This is a genomic window from Mesobacillus subterraneus, assembly GCF_000934845.1.
Lineage (GTDB): Bacteria > Bacillota > Bacilli > Bacillales > Cytobacillaceae > Mesobacillus > Mesobacillus stamsii.
The window spans coordinates 1-20,692 of record NZ_JXIQ01000004.1 but is presented as its reverse complement, the minus strand read 5'-3'; the positions used below and the strand labels follow the sequence as shown (position 1 = coordinate 20,692).

At 43.7% G+C, this 20,692-nt stretch carries 17 protein-coding genes and 1 pseudogene; 6 read left to right on the top strand and 12 right to left on the bottom strand.

Translation table 11 applies throughout. From position 1 onward, the window contains the following. Positions 1 to 291: 291 nt before the first annotated feature. Positions 292 to 1,200, top strand: coding sequence for an alpha/beta hydrolase (locus UB32_RS00715; protein ID WP_044390381.1), 909 nt, complete (start codon positions 292 to 294; stop codon positions 1,198 to 1,200). Between the two features lie 111 nt (positions 1,201 to 1,311). On the opposite strand, the gene UB32_RS00710 is transcribed toward UB32_RS00715, so the two are convergent. Continuing rightward, positions 1,312 to 1,650 (bottom strand): iron-sulfur cluster biosynthesis family protein, encoded by a 339-nt coding sequence (locus tag UB32_RS00710; protein WP_044390379.1) that lies wholly within the window; start codon positions 1,648 to 1,650, stop codon positions 1,312 to 1,314. A gap of 134 nt (positions 1,651 to 1,784) precedes the next feature. On the opposite strand from UB32_RS00710, the gene UB32_RS00705 reads away from it, so the two are divergent. Continuing rightward, a complete protein-coding gene (locus tag UB32_RS00705) occupies positions 1,785 to 2,009 on the top strand; it encodes a CDGSH iron-sulfur domain-containing protein (RefSeq protein WP_431305953.1) in 225 nt (74 codons plus the stop codon). A gap of 49 nt (positions 2,010 to 2,058) precedes the next feature. On the opposite strand, the gene UB32_RS00700 is transcribed toward UB32_RS00705, so the two are convergent. The 4 genes from UB32_RS00700 to UB32_RS00685 form a co-directional block, all read right to left on the bottom strand. After that, positions 2,059 to 2,397 (bottom strand): YolD-like family protein, encoded by a 339-nt coding sequence (locus UB32_RS00700; protein ID WP_044390376.1) that lies wholly within the window; start codon positions 2,395 to 2,397, stop codon positions 2,059 to 2,061. Between the two features lie 21 nt (positions 2,398 to 2,418). Then, a complete protein-coding gene (locus tag UB32_RS00695) occupies positions 2,419 to 3,678 on the bottom strand; it encodes a DNA polymerase thumb domain-containing protein (RefSeq protein ID WP_044390374.1) in 1,260 nt (419 codons plus the stop codon). A 206-nt stretch (positions 3,679 to 3,884) separates the two neighbouring features. Continuing rightward, complete coding sequence (locus tag UB32_RS00690; RefSeq protein ID WP_044390372.1) at positions 3,885 to 4,676, bottom strand: SDR family NAD(P)-dependent oxidoreductase; 792 nt, start codon at positions 4,674 to 4,676, stop codon at positions 3,885 to 3,887. Between the two features lie 10 nt (positions 4,677 to 4,686). Then, complete coding sequence (locus UB32_RS00685) at positions 4,687 to 5,652, bottom strand: MBL fold metallo-hydrolase (RefSeq protein ID WP_044390370.1); 966 nt, start codon at positions 5,650 to 5,652, stop codon at positions 4,687 to 4,689. 519 nt (positions 5,653 to 6,171) lie between these two features. Here UB32_RS00685 and proC point away from each other — a divergent pair. Both proC and namA read left to right on the top strand, forming a co-directional pair. Beyond that, positions 6,172 to 7,017 (top strand): pyrroline-5-carboxylate reductase, encoded by an 846-nt coding sequence (gene proC, locus UB32_RS00680; protein ID WP_044390387.1) that lies wholly within the window; start codon positions 6,172 to 6,174, stop codon positions 7,015 to 7,017. Positions 7,018 to 7,150: 133 nt separating this feature from the next. Beyond that, complete coding sequence (namA, locus tag UB32_RS00675) at positions 7,151 to 8,173, top strand: NADPH dehydrogenase NamA (RefSeq protein ID WP_044390369.1); 1,023 nt, start codon at positions 7,151 to 7,153, stop codon at positions 8,171 to 8,173. A 103-nt stretch (positions 8,174 to 8,276) separates the two neighbouring features. On the opposite strand, the gene UB32_RS00670 is transcribed toward namA, so the two are convergent. The 3 genes from UB32_RS00670 to rnz form a co-directional block, all read right to left on the bottom strand. After that, the gene (locus UB32_RS00670) at positions 8,277 to 10,400 is read right to left on the bottom strand and encodes a heavy metal translocating P-type ATPase (protein ID WP_084221670.1); all 2,124 of its coding nucleotides are present in this window, start codon (positions 10,398 to 10,400) and stop codon (positions 8,277 to 8,279) included. Further along, a complete protein-coding gene (locus tag UB32_RS00665; RefSeq protein WP_044390385.1) occupies positions 10,393 to 10,761 on the bottom strand; it encodes an ArsR/SmtB family transcription factor in 369 nt (122 codons plus the stop codon). The genes UB32_RS00670 and UB32_RS00665 overlap by 8 nt, the downstream gene beginning before the upstream one ends. 241 nt (positions 10,762 to 11,002) lie before the next feature. Then, positions 11,003 to 11,935, bottom strand: coding sequence for a ribonuclease Z (gene rnz, locus UB32_RS00660; protein WP_044390367.1), 933 nt, complete (start codon positions 11,933 to 11,935; stop codon positions 11,003 to 11,005). Positions 11,936 to 12,235: 300 nt separating this feature from the next. Here rnz and zwf point away from each other — a divergent pair, with 300 nt between their 5' ends. Next, positions 12,236 to 13,735, top strand: coding sequence for a glucose-6-phosphate dehydrogenase (gene zwf / locus UB32_RS00655; RefSeq protein ID WP_128721455.1), 1,500 nt, complete (start codon positions 12,236 to 12,238; stop codon positions 13,733 to 13,735). A gap of 497 nt (positions 13,736 to 14,232) precedes the next feature. Here zwf and gndA read toward each other — a convergent pair whose 3' ends face one another. Together gndA and UB32_RS00645 are read right to left on the bottom strand one after the other, a co-directional pair. After that, on the bottom strand, positions 14,233 to 15,642 hold the full coding sequence (gene gndA / locus UB32_RS00650; RefSeq protein WP_044390365.1) for an NADP-dependent phosphogluconate dehydrogenase: 1,410 nt from the start codon (positions 15,640 to 15,642) through the stop codon (positions 14,233 to 14,235). A 107-nt stretch (positions 15,643 to 15,749) separates the two neighbouring features. Beyond that, a complete protein-coding gene (locus tag UB32_RS00645; RefSeq protein WP_044390363.1) occupies positions 15,750 to 17,042 on the bottom strand; it encodes a DNA polymerase IV in 1,293 nt (430 codons plus the stop codon). A 181-nt stretch (positions 17,043 to 17,223) separates the two neighbouring features. Here UB32_RS00645 and UB32_RS00640 point away from each other — a divergent pair, with 181 nt between their 5' ends. Continuing rightward, entirely contained in the window at positions 17,224 to 18,936 is a 1,713-nt protein-coding gene (locus tag UB32_RS00640; RefSeq protein ID WP_044390362.1) for a methyl-accepting chemotaxis protein, read from the top strand. Positions 18,937 to 18,985: 49 nt separating this feature from the next. Here UB32_RS00640 and UB32_RS00635 read toward each other — a convergent pair whose 3' ends face one another. Further along, positions 18,986 to 19,468 (bottom strand): chemotaxis protein CheW, encoded by a 483-nt coding sequence (locus UB32_RS00635; RefSeq protein WP_044390360.1) that lies wholly within the window; start codon positions 19,466 to 19,468, stop codon positions 18,986 to 18,988. Positions 19,469 to 19,532: 64 nt separating this feature from the next. Continuing rightward, a pseudogene (locus tag UB32_RS00630) lies at positions 19,533 to 20,436 on the bottom strand (IS1595 family transposase). Between the last annotated feature and the right edge of the window lie 256 nt (positions 20,437 to 20,692).

Below are 20,692 nucleotides of genomic sequence, written 5' to 3'. Positions count from 1 at the left end.
TTGACATACTACCGCAGGTCTTTGATTATGTTCGCACCGCACTTTCCTTACTTCTATATATTTACTTCTATTGCTTTTCAAAAAATCCCTTTTATTTTATCAAAATTTTATTTATTCTTGCATTTTTAAAAATATTCTATTTACAATAAAGGTATCTTAAGAGGAGAGGATAACGAATGCTCTCACTTCCCAAAAAGGGAGAGATTTTGGAAGCAGTTATTTTAAGCTTTTTTGAAGTTTCATTTTTCATGGTAAAATAGATAGGGAACTTTAGTTTTCGGAGGGATTAGCTTGAAAAAGGCGTTTCGTGTTTTATTTTCACTTTTACTGATATTTGCCTCCTTTGGCATATTCATTTCAAATAAAGTCATGTTTTTAAAAAGGAGGGAGGAGGAGGAAATTGTTCACCAGGAAGCGGAGGCTGGCCATCTGATTCCTGGCGAGTATGAGTCCCTTCCAAAAACGGAAGTGACCATCCCTTCATCCTTTGGCTATGAGGTGAAGGCTATCCTGGTAGAACCCCATGACACGAATCATTATATTATAATTTCCCACGGTGTGACCCAGAGCAAAATGAATTCTATAAAATATATGAATCTCTTTCTGAACAGGGGCTTTAATGCGGTTATTTACGACCATCGCCGCCACGGGGAATCCGGTGGGAAAACAACAAGCTATGGATATTATGAAAAATTCGATCTTCAATCGGTGGTACATTGGCTAAGAAAAGAAAAAGGTTCGGATCTCCTGCTTGGCATCCATGGGGAATCCATGGGCGCTGCGACCTTGCTTCTGTACGCAGGGATGCTTGAGGATGGTGCTGATTTCTATATTGCGGATTGCCCGTTTTCCGACTTCAGCGAACAGCTCGCTTATCGAATCAAGGAAGAAGTCAAACTATTCCCGCCAAAACTTTTGCTTCCGGTAGCCAATCTGTTTATCCGTATTCGCGATAAATATTCCTTAAGTGAGGTATCTCCGATTGCAGTTATCGAAAATATTAAGAATCCGATCCTGTTTATCCACAGCCGCATGGACGATTTCATTCTGCCATCCATGACCGAGGCTCTGTTTAAACAGAAAAAAGGACCAAAGAAGCTGTTCATGGCTGAAAACGGCCTTCACGCCCAATCATACAGCCAAAATCAGGAGCAATACGAAAAAGTAGTCGATGAATTTCTTGAGGAATACGTGTTTTAACGGTGATGATATTGCTGCTGCGGACAGCATGCTATTAGAAAAGGGTACCTGGAGCCGCCCTTTACCCCTTTTCTCCTGGCGATCGATTTCTTTTCCTTCTGCATTCAATTATCATTTTTTGTAAACGTTTGTTTTATCATAAAAACTCATTCTTGGATTTAGATACTCATTCGGGCTTTTCAATTGGAAGCATCCGTTGGTCTTATGAAAGTCCAGCGTCATTTCCTCAGCAAAAAATACTTCCTTCGCTTTTTCGATATAAATGGAGATATTTCCTGTTTCTATTGAGTGCTCTTCCGCTTCTTTTTCCCTTTCAAACCAGAGAGCAGCCACACCATTCACTGCACAACCGCAGCCGTCTATATCGTATTTCAATTTCACATAACCTTGTTTGCCTGCGATTTGTTCACTCAGTTTATTTGATGCTGCTTCGGTGATTTTCAATTTCACGATTGCACTTCCTTTCCGAGATTTCATTTTACCATACAGATCCCTTTTTTACGTTCCCAGCTCTATGTGAAAATGTCTTGCAATTTTCCTATTTAACTTTTACTATCAAAGATAATTCTGACAACCTGAAAGGAGTGCTTTTTTTGTCAAAAGTTACAATTAAGGTCAATGATAATGGATCTTTACGGATTTCCGGCGATGTAGAGCTGCTGGATGGAGCCGGCAATAAGTATGAGACAAAGCCCGTGTTCTCGCTTTGCCGCTGTGGTATGAGCAAAAATATGCCGTTTTGCGACGCTTCCCATAAAGGGAAATTTGAGTCGTCCGTGCGCGCGCCGCAAGCGGAAGACACGGAATAATCCATTCTGGGGAATGATAGCCATTGTCCCTTTTTGTTGCGGACAATGGCTACCATTCGACTGCAAGCCTGACATCCGCAATTGCTGAGATTTCAATAAGATGAATTTCCTCAAACCGATCGATAATATGGAGTTTCTCCCCAAGCTCGTTCCAGTAATGGACTTTCCCGATCACCAATTCATACTTGCTGTGGCGGAAATAAGAAATGCTGACGAGCCTGTTGTACTCCATCGCCTCAAGGATTGTTTCATTCAATTGCTCAAGCTGCTGTTCATCCAGTTGTTTCTCTTTTTCGTATTGATCTTCCTGTGCCCAGTCACGGAGCATTTTTACATGTTCAGGAAGCATCATAGATGTCCACTTGATTCTTCCGCGGTCACGAATCAACTTTTCTCCTCCTTTAAAATATTAACCCTTATGCCCACCTACAAGTGCGGCCCGATGCCTTGCTGTTCCGGCTGCCGTATAGGAAACCGCCCTTAGGAGAGCCGTGGAACCGTAACGGCTACGAATTCGATCCATTGCATAGCCGAGTTCTTTCTTTTTCCATCCGTTCAACTCGAAAAGATCGAGTTGAAACTCACTGTCCGTAACGAGATTCCCAATCGAGATTGAAATGCTCCGCACCGTTTTTCCAGCGTAGTTCTCGGCGAAAAGATCAAGACAGACACGATACACGTCCATCGTAATATTGGTGGGCTCTCCTATCGTCCTTGACCGCTGGAAGCCGCCGCCAAATTCATCCTGGCTATAGCCGATCCCTAAGCTGATTGTTCGGCCTGCCTTCCCATGGCTTCTGGCTCTGCGTGCGACTTCTTCACACATTTCAAGGATGACATGGTTGACTTCTTCTCTTTCTTTGTAGTCCCGAAGCAGAATTTGGCTTTTTCCAAAGCTAATCTGCCCTTCCATAATTGGGGCACCGATATTGGAAAAATCAATTCCCCATGCATGCCAGTACATCTGGTTTCCCATAATGCCAAATTTCTTCTCGAGGACTTCAAGGTCATAACGGGCAAGCTGGCCGACTGTGAAAATCCCCATGCTGTTCAGCGTTTTTTCGACACGACGGCCAATTCCCCACATCTCTCTCAGCGGAGACACATTCCACAGCTTTGTCTGAACATCATTATATGTCCATTCGGCAATCCCTTTGCGCTTTGCCTCAAGGTCCAGGCACAGCTTCGACATCAGCATGTTCGGGCCAATCCCGACCGCGCACGGAAGCTGGAACTCGCGCTCGATATCATCTTTGATTTTTTTGGCGATCGAAGCAGCATCACCCCAAAGCTTAGAGACCCCATCCACTTTCAGGAAGCTTTCGTCCACACTGTAAGTATGAATTGCATCCTTTGGGACATAGCGATTAAATACACGGGAGATTTCAGTGGAGATTCGCAGGTATGTTGACATTTGCGGATCAACGACGACTATTCGCGGATCATCAGGAATTTCAAACTTTCGCGATCCAGTCTTGATGCCAAACTCCTTTTTCAAACGAGGGGAAGCTGCCAGGACGACACTTCCGGGACGATCGAGATTCCCGACGACAGCCAGGTAACATTCAAGAGGATCAAGGCCGAGCATCACGGCGGAACAGCTGGCATAGAAGCTCTTGATATCCACACATAAAATTTTGTTTTGCGGCATTTCGCTGTAATCTACCATGTCTTCCCTCCCCTTTGCAGAAAAAGAACATTTGTTCCGTATCATTCTACCCATTATATTAAGCGAATATGCGTTCGATTTCAATGGAAATTTTCCGGGTGACTGACTTAATTAAGGAGAAACTAGGGAATAATACCAAGACTGGAGTGTGCGAAAGCCTGTGTTCCTAGTTAAAAAACCGCCAAAATGGATGGCGGTCTGGAAGTTTATTTTTTATTGAAGAAGTTTTTGCCAAATAATTCAAAAGTCCGGGGGAACAAGGTGTAAAATATACTGCCTGCGCTCATCCAGCGCGGCAGATTGATTTCCCTTGTCTTAGTCATCATCCGGTCGACTACCTGCTTTGCGACATATTCCGGCTTCAGCATGAATCGTTTGACACTTTTCACATACGTTCCCTGCTTATCCGCAATAGTAAAGAAGTTGGTTGCAATCGGTCCCGGATTAACAGAAGTGACAAAAATATGGTCATCAGCAACCTCCATGCGAAGACTGTTCGTGTAGCCAAGCACCGCATGCTTTGTTGCCGAGTAAACACTTGATTTCGGCGTAGCAATTTTGCCTGCCTGGGAAGCGATGTTGATGATATGTCCGCTGCCACGCTGTTTCATGCCCGGAAGAACCATTGATGTACAGGCAATCAAGCCAATAACATTGACATCGAACATCGACTTAATTTCCTCCGTTTTCACTTCATGGGCAAAATCAAAAATGCCGAATCCAGCATTATTGACCAATATATCGGCATAGCGAATGTCCGAAAGCACCTCAAAAAAAACTTTCTTGACTGCTTCTGGGTCTGAAACATCCAGCTGCCGTGCATGGATATTGATGGCGTACTTCGATTGCAATTCTTTTTTTAATATTTCCAGCTTGTCAATACTCCGGGCCAAAAGGACAAGGTTCGCTCCGCGCGCAGCGCAAAGTCTGGCAATCTCAGCCCCTATTCCTCCCGACGCACCGGTAATGATAATGTTTTTTCCTTTTAAAGATGGCATCAGTTTCACCTCATTTTGCTGTATAAACGAAGAAATCCCCTTCTTCTCTGACTGAAATCGCGTCCAAGGATTGTAAATAATCAAGCTGTCCGACGGTTTCCGAAATCGTCAGGTTCAGTTCACGTTCATATACCGTCGGGAAAAGCAATTTGCAGATCTCAAAAACGGTGAGTTCCCTGCCTTCGAGCATTCCTCTGACTTGCATGGCACGGTCATGCTGGCGGGCGAGCCTCTTGTCAATCAGACGATGCAATTCCATGATCTCCGTTCCATGGCCTGTGTATACCAGCCCTACCCGGTACTGCTGCAGTTTTTTTAAGGTTGTATTATATTGAACCAGAGATCTCGGCCTTTCCAGTTCTCCTGGCAGCGGTGGTTCAAGCAATGGATTGGGCGAGATTCCAGCAAGGATCGTATCCCCTGCGATCATTGTGCCATCTTTTTCACGCAAAAGCACGATATGACTCTGAGCATGGCCCGGTGTTTCAATCACCTTCCATCCTGGCAGCGCCGGCGGGACGTCATTTTCTAAAATAGTCCCTGTTAATGAGCGATTGCATGAAAATACTAATGCCTTTTTCATTCCTTTCATTGAAGGAACAAAATATTGCTCTGGTATGGCTGACTGCATAAAAATTTTTTCGTAGAATTCCTTATGTTCCTTCTCGAAATCCGAAGTTCTGTTGATCCATCTTTCATTCAGGTGATGACCATATACTTCAAGGTCGGGTGAAAGGTAGTCCAGCATCCCAACATGATCCGGATGATCATGAGTCAGGATCACCTGCTCCACATCCTCCGGCTTCAATCTTAAATCGGACAGTTGAGATTGGAACGACTCCCAGGACTCTTTCGTTTTTGTACCCGCGTCCACAAGTGTCAACCTGTCCCCTTTTATTAAATAGGCATTCACATCACCAACCGAAAAAGGCGTTGGCAAAGTCAATTTAGCAATTCCATCTTTCCATTCAACCATAATCTCTATACACCCCAAAAACATTATTTTTCTATAAGGTAAAGTAATGAATTGTTTAAAAAAGCACTTATCTTTATTGATTCTAGTATTTTCCCAATATAAAGTTAAGTTTACCTGTAAAGTGGAGAAATGTCATTAATTCCACCTCTCATTTTCAGAAAAAACTAAAAACTAATTTTTTTCGCTTGACATAAGGGTAGTCTTTCTTGCATAATTACTATTAAAATTTCGTATTTAATTAAAAGCAATTGAGCAAGACGAGTAGACAGGAATGGTGTTAGAGAGTGGAGCCCACCGGCTGTAAGGCTCCGCGGCCCTCTTCCTGTTGAAGCCTACCTTGCGAGCTGCCAGGAAAACCTGGACGTATTCCGGCGTTAACGGCTATTGAGCTGCACTTCTTCGGCAAATGCCAAAGAAGTGAATGAAGGTGGTACCACGGAAGCATGGCCTTTCGTCCTTTTACGGATGAAGGCCTTTTTGTATTTATCTAAAAAAACGAAAACTATGGAGGCGAATCTGATGAAGAAGCTTGTTTTTGTAGGAGCAGGATCGATGGCAGAAGCAATGATTTCCGGGATAGGAGCAAGCGGGCTTCTTCCGGCAGAACAAATATGGGTCACAAATAAACAGGATACAGACAGATTGAAAACATTGGAACAGAAATATGGAATACAGGCAACATATGATTGCGACATCCTTTTTAAGGATGTAGATGCCGTCGTCCTGGCGATGAAGCCAAAGGACGCCTCCATCGCGATGGAGGAAATCAAACACTACTTGACAGAAGGAATGCTGGTTATCTCCGTCCTCGCTGGCGTATCGATTAATGCCATTGAAATAGCAGCGGAAAAATCCCTTGCCGTGGTCAGGGCAATGCCGAACACCTCGGCTGCGGTTGGGAAATCGGCAACTGCTATAGCCGTGAATTCCCATGTAAGTAAGTCCCAAAAGACGCTGGTACAAGAACTTTTTAACACAGTTGGCCAGACGACAATCGTGGAGGAAGATCAACTCGATGCCGTCACGGGATTATCTGGCAGTGGGCCAGCTTATATTTATTATCTTGTGGAGGCGATGGAAAAAAGCGCCGCGGAAATCGGTCTCGAAAAACAAACAGCAAAGCAGCTGATTATCCAGACACTGCTCGGTGCAGCGGAAATGCTGACACAATCGGATAAGGAGCCTGCACAACTGCGCTTGGAGGTAACGAGCCCAGGTGGTACGACGGAAGCAGGCATCAATGTTCTCGAGCAGCATGGGGTTCAAACGGCTATAGTATCTTGCATAAAGGAAGCTACCGCCCAATCAAAAAGACTTGGCCATTTGCTGGGAAACGAAATGACAGCCGCAAACCGCCATATTTAGAATGGAAAACTGGTATCCTATTTCACAACGATTGGAAAAAACACCTTTAAGTGAGTACAACTTTTCCCTTCCTCTTCAAGCCCTGTTATACTGAAAATATATTTTGGATAGCGAAATAAAGGAGGCTTCTGGATTGGAAAAGAAATTATTTTCACCGTATACACTGAAAGAGTTGACCTTAAAAAATAGGATCGTCATGGCACCAATGTGCATGTACTCTTGTGAAAAGGAAGACGGGATGGTCACTGACTTTCATACGACACACTATGTAAGCCGGGCAGTCGGTCAAGTGGGTCTGGTCATCCTTGAGGCAACCGCGGTTACACCACAGGGCAGGATATCTCATCAGGATTTGGGAATTTGGAGCGATGAGCATGTTTCCGGACTGGCAAAACTGACTGAGCTAATCAAGCAATACGGCGCCAAAGTTGGTATCCAACTGGCACATGCCGGCCGAAAAGCAGCATTGCGTGATGAAATCATCGCCCCATCAGCGATCGCTTTCGATGAAAATTATAAGGAACCAAAGGCAATGACGGTGGAAGAAATCAAGGAAACCGTCGAGGCATTCAGAAATGCCGCAGAAAGGGCTAAGCGTGCTGGCTTCGATGTAATCGAAATTCATGCTGCACACGGGTATTTGATCAACCAGTTCCTTTCGCCACTCACGAACAAACGGTTAGACCATTACGGTGGTACGAAAGAGAACCGTTTCCGCTTCCTAAAGGAAGTTCTTGAAGAAGTAAAAACCGTTTGGGAAGGACCTCTGTTTGTCCGCGTTTCTGCATGCGATTACCATGAAGATGGCTTGACTGCCGATGATTACGTAGAAATTGGTGCATCGCTGAAAGAACTTGGAGTTGATTTAATTGATGTCAGCTCTGGTGCTGTTGTGCCGGCAAGAATTAACGCCTATCCAGGCTATCAAGTCAAGTTTTCTGAAAAAATCAGACATGGAGCAAATATTGCTACCGGAGCTGTCGGATTGATCACAACCGGTATCCAGGCGGAAGAAATCCTCCAAAATGACCGTGCAGACTTAATTTTCCTTGCACGAGAACTGCTGCGTGATCCATACTGGCCAAGAACGGCAGCGAAAGAACTCGGAACAAGCATTAAATCACCTAAGCAATATGAACGAGGGTGGATATTTTAACAAAGCAATAGAAAGAGAGGCTGACATTATTAACAGCCTCTTTTTTCTATTATTCCCAGCCTTTTTCGTAAGAACAGAGCAGCCTTTGCGTGTGATCTTTTCTCTATTTATCTTTAACCCTTAAAAGTCTCAATCCGTTGAGTGTTACAATCAGGGTTGCACCCATGTCAGCGAAAATCGCGATCCACAAGGTAAGCCAGCCTGGGATGACCAGCAAGAGCGCGAGCAATTTCACACCGATCGAGAATGCGATGTTCTGCTTAATGATCGCCAGTGTCTTCCGGCTTAGTTTGATCGTAAAGGGGAGCTTTTTCAAGTCATCGGCCATCAACGCAATATCAGCCGTTTCGAGTGCTGTATCGGTCCCCGCCCCGCCCATCGCGATACCAACAGTGGCCGCAGCAAGTGCAGGCGCATCGTTTATTCCATCGCCGACCATTGCGACTTTTCCATGATCTTTCTGCAAAGACTTAATGAATGCCAGTTTTTCCTCAGGCAGCAAATCAGATTGAATATCTGACACACCCGCCAGGCTGCCAATTGCCTGTGCTGTCCCTCTATTGTCCCCTGTCAGCATAATCGTTTTTTCAACCCCAAGTTCATGAAGACGGGCAACGACTTCCCTGCTCGATTCTCTTACTTCGTCCGCGACGGCAATCAAGGCAAGCAAGTTGGCATCTGCTCCAACAACCATCACTGTTTTTCCTTCTGCCTGCAAAGCAGCAATTTTATCTGAAGCGGAAGATGGAATACCACCATCCACTATTTCATTAAGGTAGGCAGGGCTTCCGATATGGAAAGTAGCCCCATCGACTGCTCCCTTTAAACCTTTTCCAGTTACCGATGCGAACGCTTCGATCTGTTTCTGCCTGAACGGCACTCCAACCGTTTCTGCTTTGCGGACAATCGCAGCAGCTAACGGGTGCTGTGACTTATTTTCCAATGCGGCAACCTTAGCAAGAAGTTTTCTTTCATCTGTGCCAGCCAGCAGCACAAAATCGGTCACTTCCGGGACACCCTTAGTCAGCGTCCCAGTTTTATCAAAAGCCACTGCTTTAAGCATGCCCATCTCTTCCAGATGGACACCACCTTTAACGAGTACACCATTTTTGGCTGCATTGCCGATTGCGGTCACGATGGATACCGGCGTTGAAATCACGAGTGCGCAAGGGCAGCCGACAACAAGGACTGCTAATCCCTGATAAATCCATTCATTCCAGTCGCCATTGAACAAAAGCGGAGGTACAATCGCTACCAAAAAGGCAACCAGGATGATAATCGGTGTGTAGTACTTAGCGAATCGATCTACGAAGGCTTGTGAAGGTGCCTTTTCTGCCTGAGCTTCCTCGACAAGATGGATGATTTTAGCGATGGTACTATCCTCGACTAACTTGGTTACTTTAACCTCCATCAATCCCTCCCCATTAATCGACCCAGCGAAGACTTCATTGCCCACATTTTTCTCAGCGGGTACAGACTCACCGGTGATTGCCGACTGATTTACAGCCGAGCTGCCCGCTGTGACGTCTCCGTCCATGGCAATCTTTTCACCAGGCTTGACAATCATGATATCGCCGACCTCTATCTCTTTTACATGGATGGTAAATTCCCTGCCGTTGCGGCGTACCAGTGCTTCTTTTGGAGCGATATCCATTAACGAACGAATCGACGCTCTTGCCTTATCCATCGAATATCGCTCAAGAACCTCGCTGATCGCAAACAAAATGACAACGACAGCACCTTCGCTCCATTCACCAATAATCGCAGCGCCGATAATGGCGACGGTCATCAGAGCCCTCATGTCAAAGTCAAGTCTTAACAGATTCTTTATCCCACTTTTAAAAAGTGTATAGCCGCCAATAAAAATGGCGCCCAGGAACAATAGAATTGCAGTCACTGATTTTTCGTCGTACAGCGACGCTACAATAATCATTGCCCCGCTGAGCAGCAAATTCGCGTTTTCCTGCCAAAATGGCTTCTTTTTCCCAACAGGAGCCTCGGCGTTATCAGGGAAAAGTCTCAGGTTTTCGAACGCACCAGCCCGCTCCAGTTCTTCCATCGAGGTATTGCCGTACACTGTTATCTTAGAAGCGCCAAAATTAACCTTTGCATCAAAAACACCATCCAGGTGCTTTACGTTCTGTTCGAACTTTCCAGCACAGCTTGCTCAGGTGAAGCCCTGTACCCGGTATATTGTTTTTTCTCCAGTCTGAACTGCTTCAGTCATTAAACTCCATCTCCTTTTGGTGTTCAAAGGCCATTTGAATTATTTGCTTCACATGGTCATCCACCAGAGAGTAATAAACAAGCTTCCCTTCCTTGCGATATTTGGCAAGACCGAGAACTTTCAGCGTACGGAGATGGTGGGATGCAGTCGCGGTTGAAGCCTTAACGATTCCGGCCACGTCACACACACAAAGTTCATCCCCCACAAAAAGCGAATAGGCGATCTTTATTCGCGTTTCATCGGATAAGGCTTTGAAAATTTTTGCGGCATCCGCTGTATTTTTTTCCTTTAACTTACCAGCAACCGCTTCAACCTTATCTTCGTGGACACAGTTAACCTGACAGACATCCTGCTCCTTCAATTTATCATCCACCTCATTCAAATCATCATTTGAATATATCATATTCAAACCACCGTTTGAATGTCAATAAAAAAACCAGGATTTTCTCCTGATTTTAAAGATTAGGCTATTTTTTCTCCCTGTTGGTCAGCAACCTTTTAAAATAAAATCCTAATTATTCGATTCAGAAGTGTGTTTTCACTCGCTGTCCAGCAGCACTAGCTGACGTACAAGATAGATTGTTTTCAATCGTCACACCCCTTTATTCGTCATGATCATATGGAATCAGGACTTCCATAAAGTCCTCTGATAGGACAGTGTTGGGAAAAATTGTTTTGGCTTCCGCTTCGAGCTGCTGCCAGTCATTACGGTCATATCTTGAACTAATATGGGTAAGGCACAGCTTTTTCGCTCCAGCATGCAAGGCTGTTTCGGCTGCCTGCAATGTAGTCGAATGGAAATACTCATGCGCGATCGCCTCTTCACCTGCTGAAAAAGTGGACTCATGGATAAGCAAATCAGCCTTCTCAGCAAGTAGCTGAGCATTTTTGCATTTTCTTGTGTCTCCTAAAATAGAGATAATCCGGCCTTTTTGCGGCGGTCCGACAAATTCCGTAGGGTCAATCATCGTACCGTTGTCCAATATGACTTCTTCCCCATTCTTGATTTTCCTGTAATCAGGGCCAGGCTTTACCCCTGCAGCTTGAAGCTTATCTGCAAGGAGTGTACCCGGCCGGTCCTTTTCAATGATTCTATAACCGTATGAAGGAATTCCATGTTCTAAAAGTCTTGCCTCCACAATAAACTGTTCATCCTCGAATATGATTCCTTCTTCCAGCTCGACAATCTCCATCGGATACTTCAAATACGTTTTGCTAATTTTCAAGGATATTTCAATATATTCTTTGATCCCCGGCGGTCCATAAACAGTAACCAATGAATTCCCGCCCTGGAACGAACGGCTGGACAGCAAACCGGGTAAACCATAAATATGATCGCCGTGCAGATGGGTGATGAAAATTTTTTCAATTCTGCGCGGCTTTATGCTTGTATGTAATATCTGATGCTGGGTTGCTTCCCCACAGTCGAACAGCCAGATAGCACCCCGCTCCTCGAGCAATTTCAGGGCAATTGATGTAACATTCCTTAATTTTGCGGGAACACCCGCACCTGTCCCCAGAAAAAAAACATCCATGCCTAATATCCTCCTGACCTTTTGTATACAAGCGTTCCCGCTTTTCTTTTCAATATATCATATGAAACAGATTCTATCTAAACAGAATGTTGCTGAAAGGGAGAATAGGATAGTTCGATACAAATTGCAGAAACTAACTTCAGGCCAAAAAAGTTGCTAATTGTTATCGAAACGGATAAAATTTTGTATTTGTAAAGTGATTTTTATTCACAGAGATTGTTGCTTTCCATTTTCCGGTGAAAAAAACGGAAACGGGAAGGAGCCTTTACATATTTCTAAATAGAAGAGAGGTTCTATATTGTGGCACACAACGAAAAACCAACCGCTTTAATCATGATCTTCGGGGCTACAGGAGACCTGGCAAACCGAAAACTGTTCCCTTCCCTATACAATTTATATGCAAAAGGGCAACTGGACAAGTTCGCAGTCGTTGGCGTTGCCCGCCGTTCCCTGACAAATGAAGAATTTCAGCTGAGGGTAAAAGAGTCTGTAACAGAACATGGCGAGGCTGCAGCGAATCTTGATGAGTTCGTTTCTAAATTTTATTATCACTCCCATGATGTGACTGACTCAAGTTCCTATATCGCACTTGGCAAGCTGGCAGAGGAGCTTGACGAAAATTACCGGCTTGATGGCAATAGAATATTCTACCTGGCAATGGCACCAGAATTTTTTGGAACAATTGCTGAGCATTTAAAGAAAGATAAGCTAACGAATGTCACAGGATTTAAGAGGCTCGTCATTGAAAAGCCATTTGGCCATGACCTTGAATCCGCCAAAGTGTTAAATAAGCAGATCCGGACCGCTTTTTCTGAGGATGAGATCTACAGGATCGACCATTACCTCGGTAAAGAGATGGTGCAAAATATCGAAGTCATCCGCTTTGCAAACGCAATGTTTGAACCGCTTTGGAATAACCGCTACATTTCTAACATCCAGGTAACTTCCAGTGAAACACTTGGTGTGGAAGAACGCGGCCGCTATTATGAAAAGAGCGGAGCACTCCGGGACATGGTCCAGAACCATATGCTTCAGATGGTGTCTTTGCTGGCGATGGAACCGCCTATCAAATTGACAACGGATGAAATACGTTCTGAAAAAGTAAGAGTGTTCCGTGCACTTCGCCCGATTATCGGCGAGGAAGTAAACGACTATTTCGTCCGTGGCCAATACGGACAGGGATCGATGAATGAAAAAGAGGTTCCAGCATACCGTCAGGAGGAAATGGTTGACCCTGACTCTAATACCGAGACATTTGTCGCAGGCAAGCTGATGATTGATAACTTTCGCTGGGCTGGAGTACCGTTTTATATCCGAACAGGAAAAAGAATGAAAGCTAAATCAACAAAAATTGTCATTCAATTCAAAGATATCCCAATGGATTTATATTACCAGCGAGAACAGACGGTAAATCCAAATCTGCTGGTGATCCATATCCAGCCAGAAGAAGGAATTACGCTTCACTTAAACGCGAAGAAATCTGGTCAAGGTACAGAAGCTACCCCTGTCAAATTGAATTATGCTAATAAAGGGATCGATGGATTGAATACTCCAGAAGCATATGAGAAGCTGCTGTATGATTCATTGCGCGGGGATGCAACAAACTTCACTCATTGGGATGAAGTCGCGCTATCCTGGAGTTTCGTCGATAACATTTCTGCAGTATGGGAAAACACAAATGAACATTCCTTCCCGAACTATGAATCAGGCTCGATGGGTCCTGAGGCAGCGGACAAACTGCTCAAAAATGACGGATTCTTCTGGTGGCCAGTCACTGAAATTGACGTGGATAATTGCTAGTTAAGAAAAAACCGGGCGAAAACCGCCCGGTCCTTTTTTGGGTTTGGCTGATTAACGTGCTGTTGATTGGAACGGATGACACTATTCTTTATACAAAAGAAAAAACTGGAACTAATATCTAAACTAAACTGCATCCAAATGCCGAAACGAAAGATACCCTTATGCGAGCATTTCCACCTCCACAAGGGCACCTTTCATGCCGAAAGATATCCTTATGCGAGCATTTTTACTTCTATAAGGGCATCTTTCATGCCGAAAGATACCCTTATGCGAGCATTTTCACCTCCATAAGGGCATCTTTCTTGCCGAGAGATACCCTTATGCGAGCAATAAGTAAAACTGTTTCCATTTTTTATCTCAATACATCTTTGACTTCATTTGGCAGGATCGAAGCGTCTCGAGGGGCAAGGTGCTGGAGCTGAAGCTGGACAATTTTCAAAGAAATTTATACTTTCTTATAAAAAAACAGCGGATACAAGATCCGCTGTTACAGTGTCTTATTCCATCCACTCCGTGTGGAAGATTCCTTCTTTGTCGATGCGCTGATAGGTGTGAGCTCCGAAGTAATCGCGCTGTGCTTGAATCAGGTTGGCCGGCAGTGTTTCTGTCCGGTAGCTGTCAAAGTAGGAAAGGGCAGCTGATAAGCTAGGCACAGGAATTCCGTTGAGAACAGCAGCAGAGATGATTTCTCGCAATGACTGTTGATAGCTTTCTGTAATTTCCTTGAAATATGGATCAAGCAGCAAATTTTTCAAACCTGGGTCACGGTCATAAGCTTCCTTGATTTTTTGGAGGAACTGGGCTCTAATAATGCAGCCTCCTCGAAAAATCATAGCGATTTCTCCGTAGTTCAGGTTCCAGTCATATTCCTCAGAAGCTGCTCTCATCTGCGCGAAACCCTGAGCATAAGAGCAAATTTTGCTTAAATACAGAGCCTTTCGAATCGATTCAATGAATTCCTTTTTGTCGCCATCAAATGGTTTCGCTTCTGGTCCGGTAAGTACCTTGCTAGCCTCAGTTCGCTCTTGCTTCATTGCCGAAATAAACCGCGCGAAAACGGACTCTGTAATAATCGGCAGCGGAACTCCAAGATCCAGAGCACTCTGGCTTGTCCATTTTCCGGTTCCTTTTTGGCCAGCGGTATCAAGGATCACGTCGACCAGCGCTTTGCCAGTTTCATCGTCCTTCTTTGTGAAAATATCTGCTGTAATTTCGATTAAATAACTGTCAAGCTCCCCGTTGTTCCATTCTGCAAATACTTCATGCAGTTCTTCCGCACCCAAGCCAAGAACATGCTTCAGAATGAAATAAGATTCTGCAATCAACTGCATGTCGCCATACTCGATTCCATTGTGGACCATTTTTACATAATGACCCGCTCCATCCGGACCAATATAGGTCGTACAAGCGTCCCCATTGACCTTAGCGGCAATATCCTGGAAGATCGGAGCAACCAGTTCATACGCCTCCTTTTGCCCTCCAGGCATGATCGATGGTCCGTGAAGGGCACCTTCCTCTCCTCCAGATACACCGGTGCCGATAAAGTGAAGGCCAAGCTCGCTCAGCTCCTTGTTCCGACGCTGTGTATCGGCAAAATATGTATTGCCGCCGTCAATGATGATATCGCCCTTTTCAAGATGCGGCTTCAATTGCTCGATTGTCGCGTCGGTCGCAGCACCGGCTTTAACCATCAGCAAGATTTTTCGTGGTTTTTCAAGAGAATGGACAAATTCTTCGATTGAAAATGTTCCGTAAATATTTTTGCCTTCCGTTTCGGCGAGCATTTCATCCGTCTTTTCTCTAGAACGGTTATAGACAGAAACAGAATAACCTCGGCTTTCAATATTCATCGCAAGGTTTTTCCCCATAACCGCGAGGCCAATGACCCCGATTTGCTGTTTTGACATCATTCCAACTTCCTTCCTTTTGCATAACGTTTTTTTTTAAACTATAAATTAATGTAACAATGAATCCAAGAGGGTGCAAACAATTAGGTTTACGAAGCTAAACAACTTTAAAAGTCTTTTTTCTCGAAATCGTCCTTTCCTTTGCGGTCCTGAAGGAAATCCTTATTAAAGCTTGTCCCAGCTCCAGCGTTTTCTCTTGAAGAATGCTTCTTCCTCTGCAATCCCGCACTTTCGATGATCTTTTTGCCGTATTTTTCACGTAGCAGGTTCATCGTATGTAGCAAAGGTTCCTTTTTTGCATCCTGTTCATAGGAAAACAAGTCGAGCTGCTTTACAGCCCGATCCGCTTCTAACAAGTCTGTTCCCGTGATTCCGAGCAAGCGAACAGGATCCCCGTTCCAGTGTTTTAAAAATAAAGCTTTGGCCACAGTAGCAATTTCGTCCTTCTTCGACACCGGGTTCTGAAGCTTTTGGCTTCTTGTAATCGTTTTTCTATCTTTAAACCGGATCATGATGCTAATCGTGGTTGCGACAGCTTCCTTTCTCTTCATCCTGGCAGCTACCTGCTCTGATAAGCGGTCAAGCACCTTCATGAGTTCATGCTGATTCGAAAGATCTCTCGGCAAGGTTGTCGAATTGCCGATACTCTTGAAGTCATAGACCGATTCGGGATCCACCATTCTATTGTCCTGACCGTTTGCTCTTTCTTTTAGCTTCAGGCCATTAATCCCTAACAGGGCTTTCAATTGAATATCATTAGCTTTGGCCAGGTCACCAATAGATAGAATGCCGATACTTTTTAGTTTATCCGCGGTTTTCGTTCCTACTCCATGCATCTCACCGGCTCCGAGCGGCCATAGGATCCTTGGGATATCCCGCTTTCTTAAAATTGTGATTCCCAATGGTTTTTTCATATCGGAAGCTGTTTTCGCCAGGAATTTATTAGGAGCAATTCCAATGCTACATGGCAAATCCAGCTGCTCGAGAATCCGTTTCTGAATACTCTCAGCTATCTCCAATGGTGCCCCGATATCAGCACAATCCGTAATATCCATATACCCTTCATCAATGGAAACAGGTTCCACTAGTTCGGTATATTGGCGCAGAATATCGAACATAGCCGCAGATGCTGTCCGGTATCTGTCAAAATTCGGTGATTTTATGATTAACTCAGGGCAAAGCTTTTTTGCTTCCCATAACGGCATGGTCGTTCTGACGCCTAACTTCCTCGCTTCATAGCTGCAAGTAACAATGATTCCTCGACGTTCCTTAGGGTTTCCTGCAATGGCAAGTGGTTTTCCCTTGAGTTCCGAATCATAGGCCATTTCAACGGATGCATAAAAGCTATTCATATCAACATGTAAAATGACTCTGCCCTTTTTTGGATACATTTCTTTCATGTCAGCCACTTCCCAAATATACGTTCCCTTCTAGTTTAACAAAAAAACCGTTCTTATACTTAATTGAAGTTTAAAAGACAAATTTGAATTTTATGTGAAGAAAACATAGAAAAGGTTAAAAATTCCGCTGTGGAATCCGATAAAATCAACAAACAGATATTACATTGACGGGGGAATTTTTATGCAGTATTGGTCCATTGGCAGAAAGTATGCAAACGTTTTCGCATTTATCATGGTCATTTTCCTGGGCAGTTTTATTTATCTTTCCAGTGTTTTGAGCAATCTTCAAGATGCGATCGACCTGGCAGAGGAGAAAAGTGATTACGCGATCATGATTAGTGAAATGGGGGCCACTTTTCGCCAGAAATACATCATCATTACTGACTACATAACTGAACCAAAATCTGAACTTCTTACACTATATAAAAAAGACGCAGAACAGTTTGATGCTTCAGCTAAAAAACTGAAAGCAAATGTGAAAACGGAAGAAGCTCAAACCCTATTCGAGGCAATCGTCATAACAGATAAGCATATGGACAAAATCTGGTCTGATGAGATTTTAAAGACTGTGGATGAATTTAAGCAAAACGGAGAACAGGTTGATATTTTCACCCAAATCAGTCTTGCGAACAAAGCTGAAACCATCAGGGATATGAATATCGAAAAATTAAACCAGTTGCAGACGACCATTCTGGATGACAGGAGCAAAATCATGAATGAAACCCATTCTTCAATTGCTTCCATGATCCGTAATACTTTCATCCTTATCATCATCGCCTTTATCATCTCTTCTGTGGCAATGTACTTTGTCTCCCGCAGCATCAGTAAAAACCTTAAGGATGTGGTTGCTTACTGCAAAAAACTCGCAGCCGGGGAACTGAATATAAAAGCGTTGCAGGCAAAGAGCAGGGATGAAGTCGGTCAGATTATCCAGGCAATGAACCAATTATCCGGAAACCTTAGAACATCGATTTCCAGCATTCTTACGTCATCTAATCAGGTTAATGAAATGTCGCGAAATCTAAAGGCAAATGCAGAATCCACCACAGAAGCAAACAATGAAATCACGACATCGATCATGCAAGTTGCATCTGCCTCAGATGAGCAGGTGAAGATTTCCGAACGCACCAATGAAGCTGTCGAAAATGTTTCTGCCCAATTAATTCAGGTTACAGGATCGATGAACGAAACATTGCAAACCACTTCAGATACGAAGCAAAAAATAGAGCAGGGTAAATTGTATGCTTACAATGTGACAGAACAGATGGACGAAATAAATGGAAAGGTTACGAAATTAGCCAAAGTGATTCATTCCCTGAAGAATAATTCTCAGGAAATCCATCGAATCATTGAAATCATCACTAATATATCTAACCAGACAAATTTATTGGCATTGAATGCAGCAATTGAAGCGGCACGAGCCGGAGAGCATGGGAAAGGCTTCGGAGTTGTCGCCCAGGAAGTGCGCAAACTTGCTGAACAATCAGCCGGAGCGGCAGAAAGCATCCGCGCAATTCTTGAACAAACTGGAAAAGAAACGAACCAGGCAGTAAATGTCATGGATGAAAGCCAGGTTACTGTACAGAAAGGCAATGAACTTGTCGGGAAAGTGGCAGCCCTATTCACTGAAATAGCTCAATCGATCGAAGAAGTAAGCGTGAAGGGAGACACTGTCAGCAGAGCTGTCATGAGTGCGAATGAAAAGATTGAATTCATGGCGCTATCTGCGACAGAGGTCATTACCGCATCTTCAAAGTCTGCACAATTCCTCGAGCAGGTAGCAGCTACCACAGAGGAACAAAATGCAACCATGCAGGAACTGTTGGAATCATCCAGTAAATTGTCCAGCATGGCCGAGGATCTAAGAAAATCATTCTCCAGCTTTAAGCTATAAAGCCAAAACAAGCTGACCACCGAAGGATCAGCTTGTTTCCTAACACTAACTAGTACGGTATTTCCTGTTTTTGACTCTTCATATAGTCCTTAATCTCTTTGATTCCCTCAAGCGACTGGATTAGCGTGTCCGGATCAATGACCATAATCAACCGTTTTTCCACATTGGCTATACCTGTAATGAATTTAGTATTTTGATATGCGATTAGACCTGGTTGTTTTAAGTTTTCCTGAGGTATCTCAAGGATTTCCTTCGCATCCTTGACCAGGATACCGAGCGAGATGTCAGAAGTCTCCACTACGATCAGTCTTGTCTTGTCATCTGCCTGAATATCCCGGTTATAGAGGACTTTTTCCAAATCTACGACTGGAATCAAATCCCCTCTTACCTTTGTGATGCCAGTAACATAGTCAGGCATATGCGGGATCGCAGTCATCCCTTCCATTTTTTCAATCGAGATAACGAAAAGAATCGGAATAGCATATTCTTCTTTTCCTGCCTGGAATACAACCGTCTTCGTACTTTCTTTCATTGGAGTACACTTCCTTTATTTAAAGTTCTATCCCTATGTAATAATAGATTATCTGATTATCCAACTAGCTCAGTATAGGTCCAGTGGTTGATGATACACAACATTGAGCCAATCGGTTAAACAGTTCGTTTTTTATTGCTCGACGGTTGAATCGATAACAGAATTCATCCAGGTATGCTTGCAAATGTTTGGAATCCAACCCATGATAGGTCCCGCCAATAAAGGCTTTAGCATTGGAGATGACCGTATGAAGCCACTTTAGATGATCTGGGTTATCCACTGGATTAAAGAGTTTGGCTTCATGATTAAACCCTTCTTTCGCCAAAGCTTTATAAGATCGGTACTTATCACTTGTAATGGTTGATCCAGACTCGATGAACTTTTGTGCAAAGGTAACAAGTGTAACACCTTTAACGTCAGGAATCACTTGCATCTTAAGATATTTAGGATGACCTTTCTTATCAAGCGAGAGAGCAACAAGGACGGGGGTTTGATCCGTACCGCGCCCGCGCTTGCCGCCTTCTGTGGGCGCTCCGAAAAAAGCATCATCTAGCTCTACAATGCCAGCTAGGGTATACATGCTATCACGCTCTCCCATTGCTTTACGGACCTTATGTTGGATCGTCCAAGCGGTTTGATAGGCAACGCCAAGTTCATCAGTAAGGAACGTTGCAGAAACCCCACGCTTGTCATGAGCGATGAGGTAAATCGCCCAAAACCATTTTACAAGGTCTGTGCGAGTTTTCTCCAACACAGTACCTACAGTGACCGTTGTTTGATGGTGGCAATTCGTACACTCATACAAAGGAAGTTTACGGGTTTTGATTTCATAAGCCCGATCGTGCTGACCACTTTGGGCAACGGAATCCATCAGACCACTTCATCTTGTATAAATGCTGATGGCACGCATCTTCCGTTTGAAATGCTTTTTGAAACTGTATCAAATTCATAGATTCCTTTTTAGCCATCTAAATCACTCCTTAACCAATATTTGATTTCAGTATACCAAACATTCGTTCGTATGAAAAAAGGAAACTGAGCTAAATGGATAATCAGATTATAAAATAATAAATGCTAATTCAATTCAACTATGAAATATAGATATTTGAAATAACTCGTCCAATTAATCTTACTATTCTATTTATTAATAATTTTTTATATTTTATAAAAAATGCTTGATTAATAATATACTCTTTGTTAATATCACTAGTGTTGCACTAATTA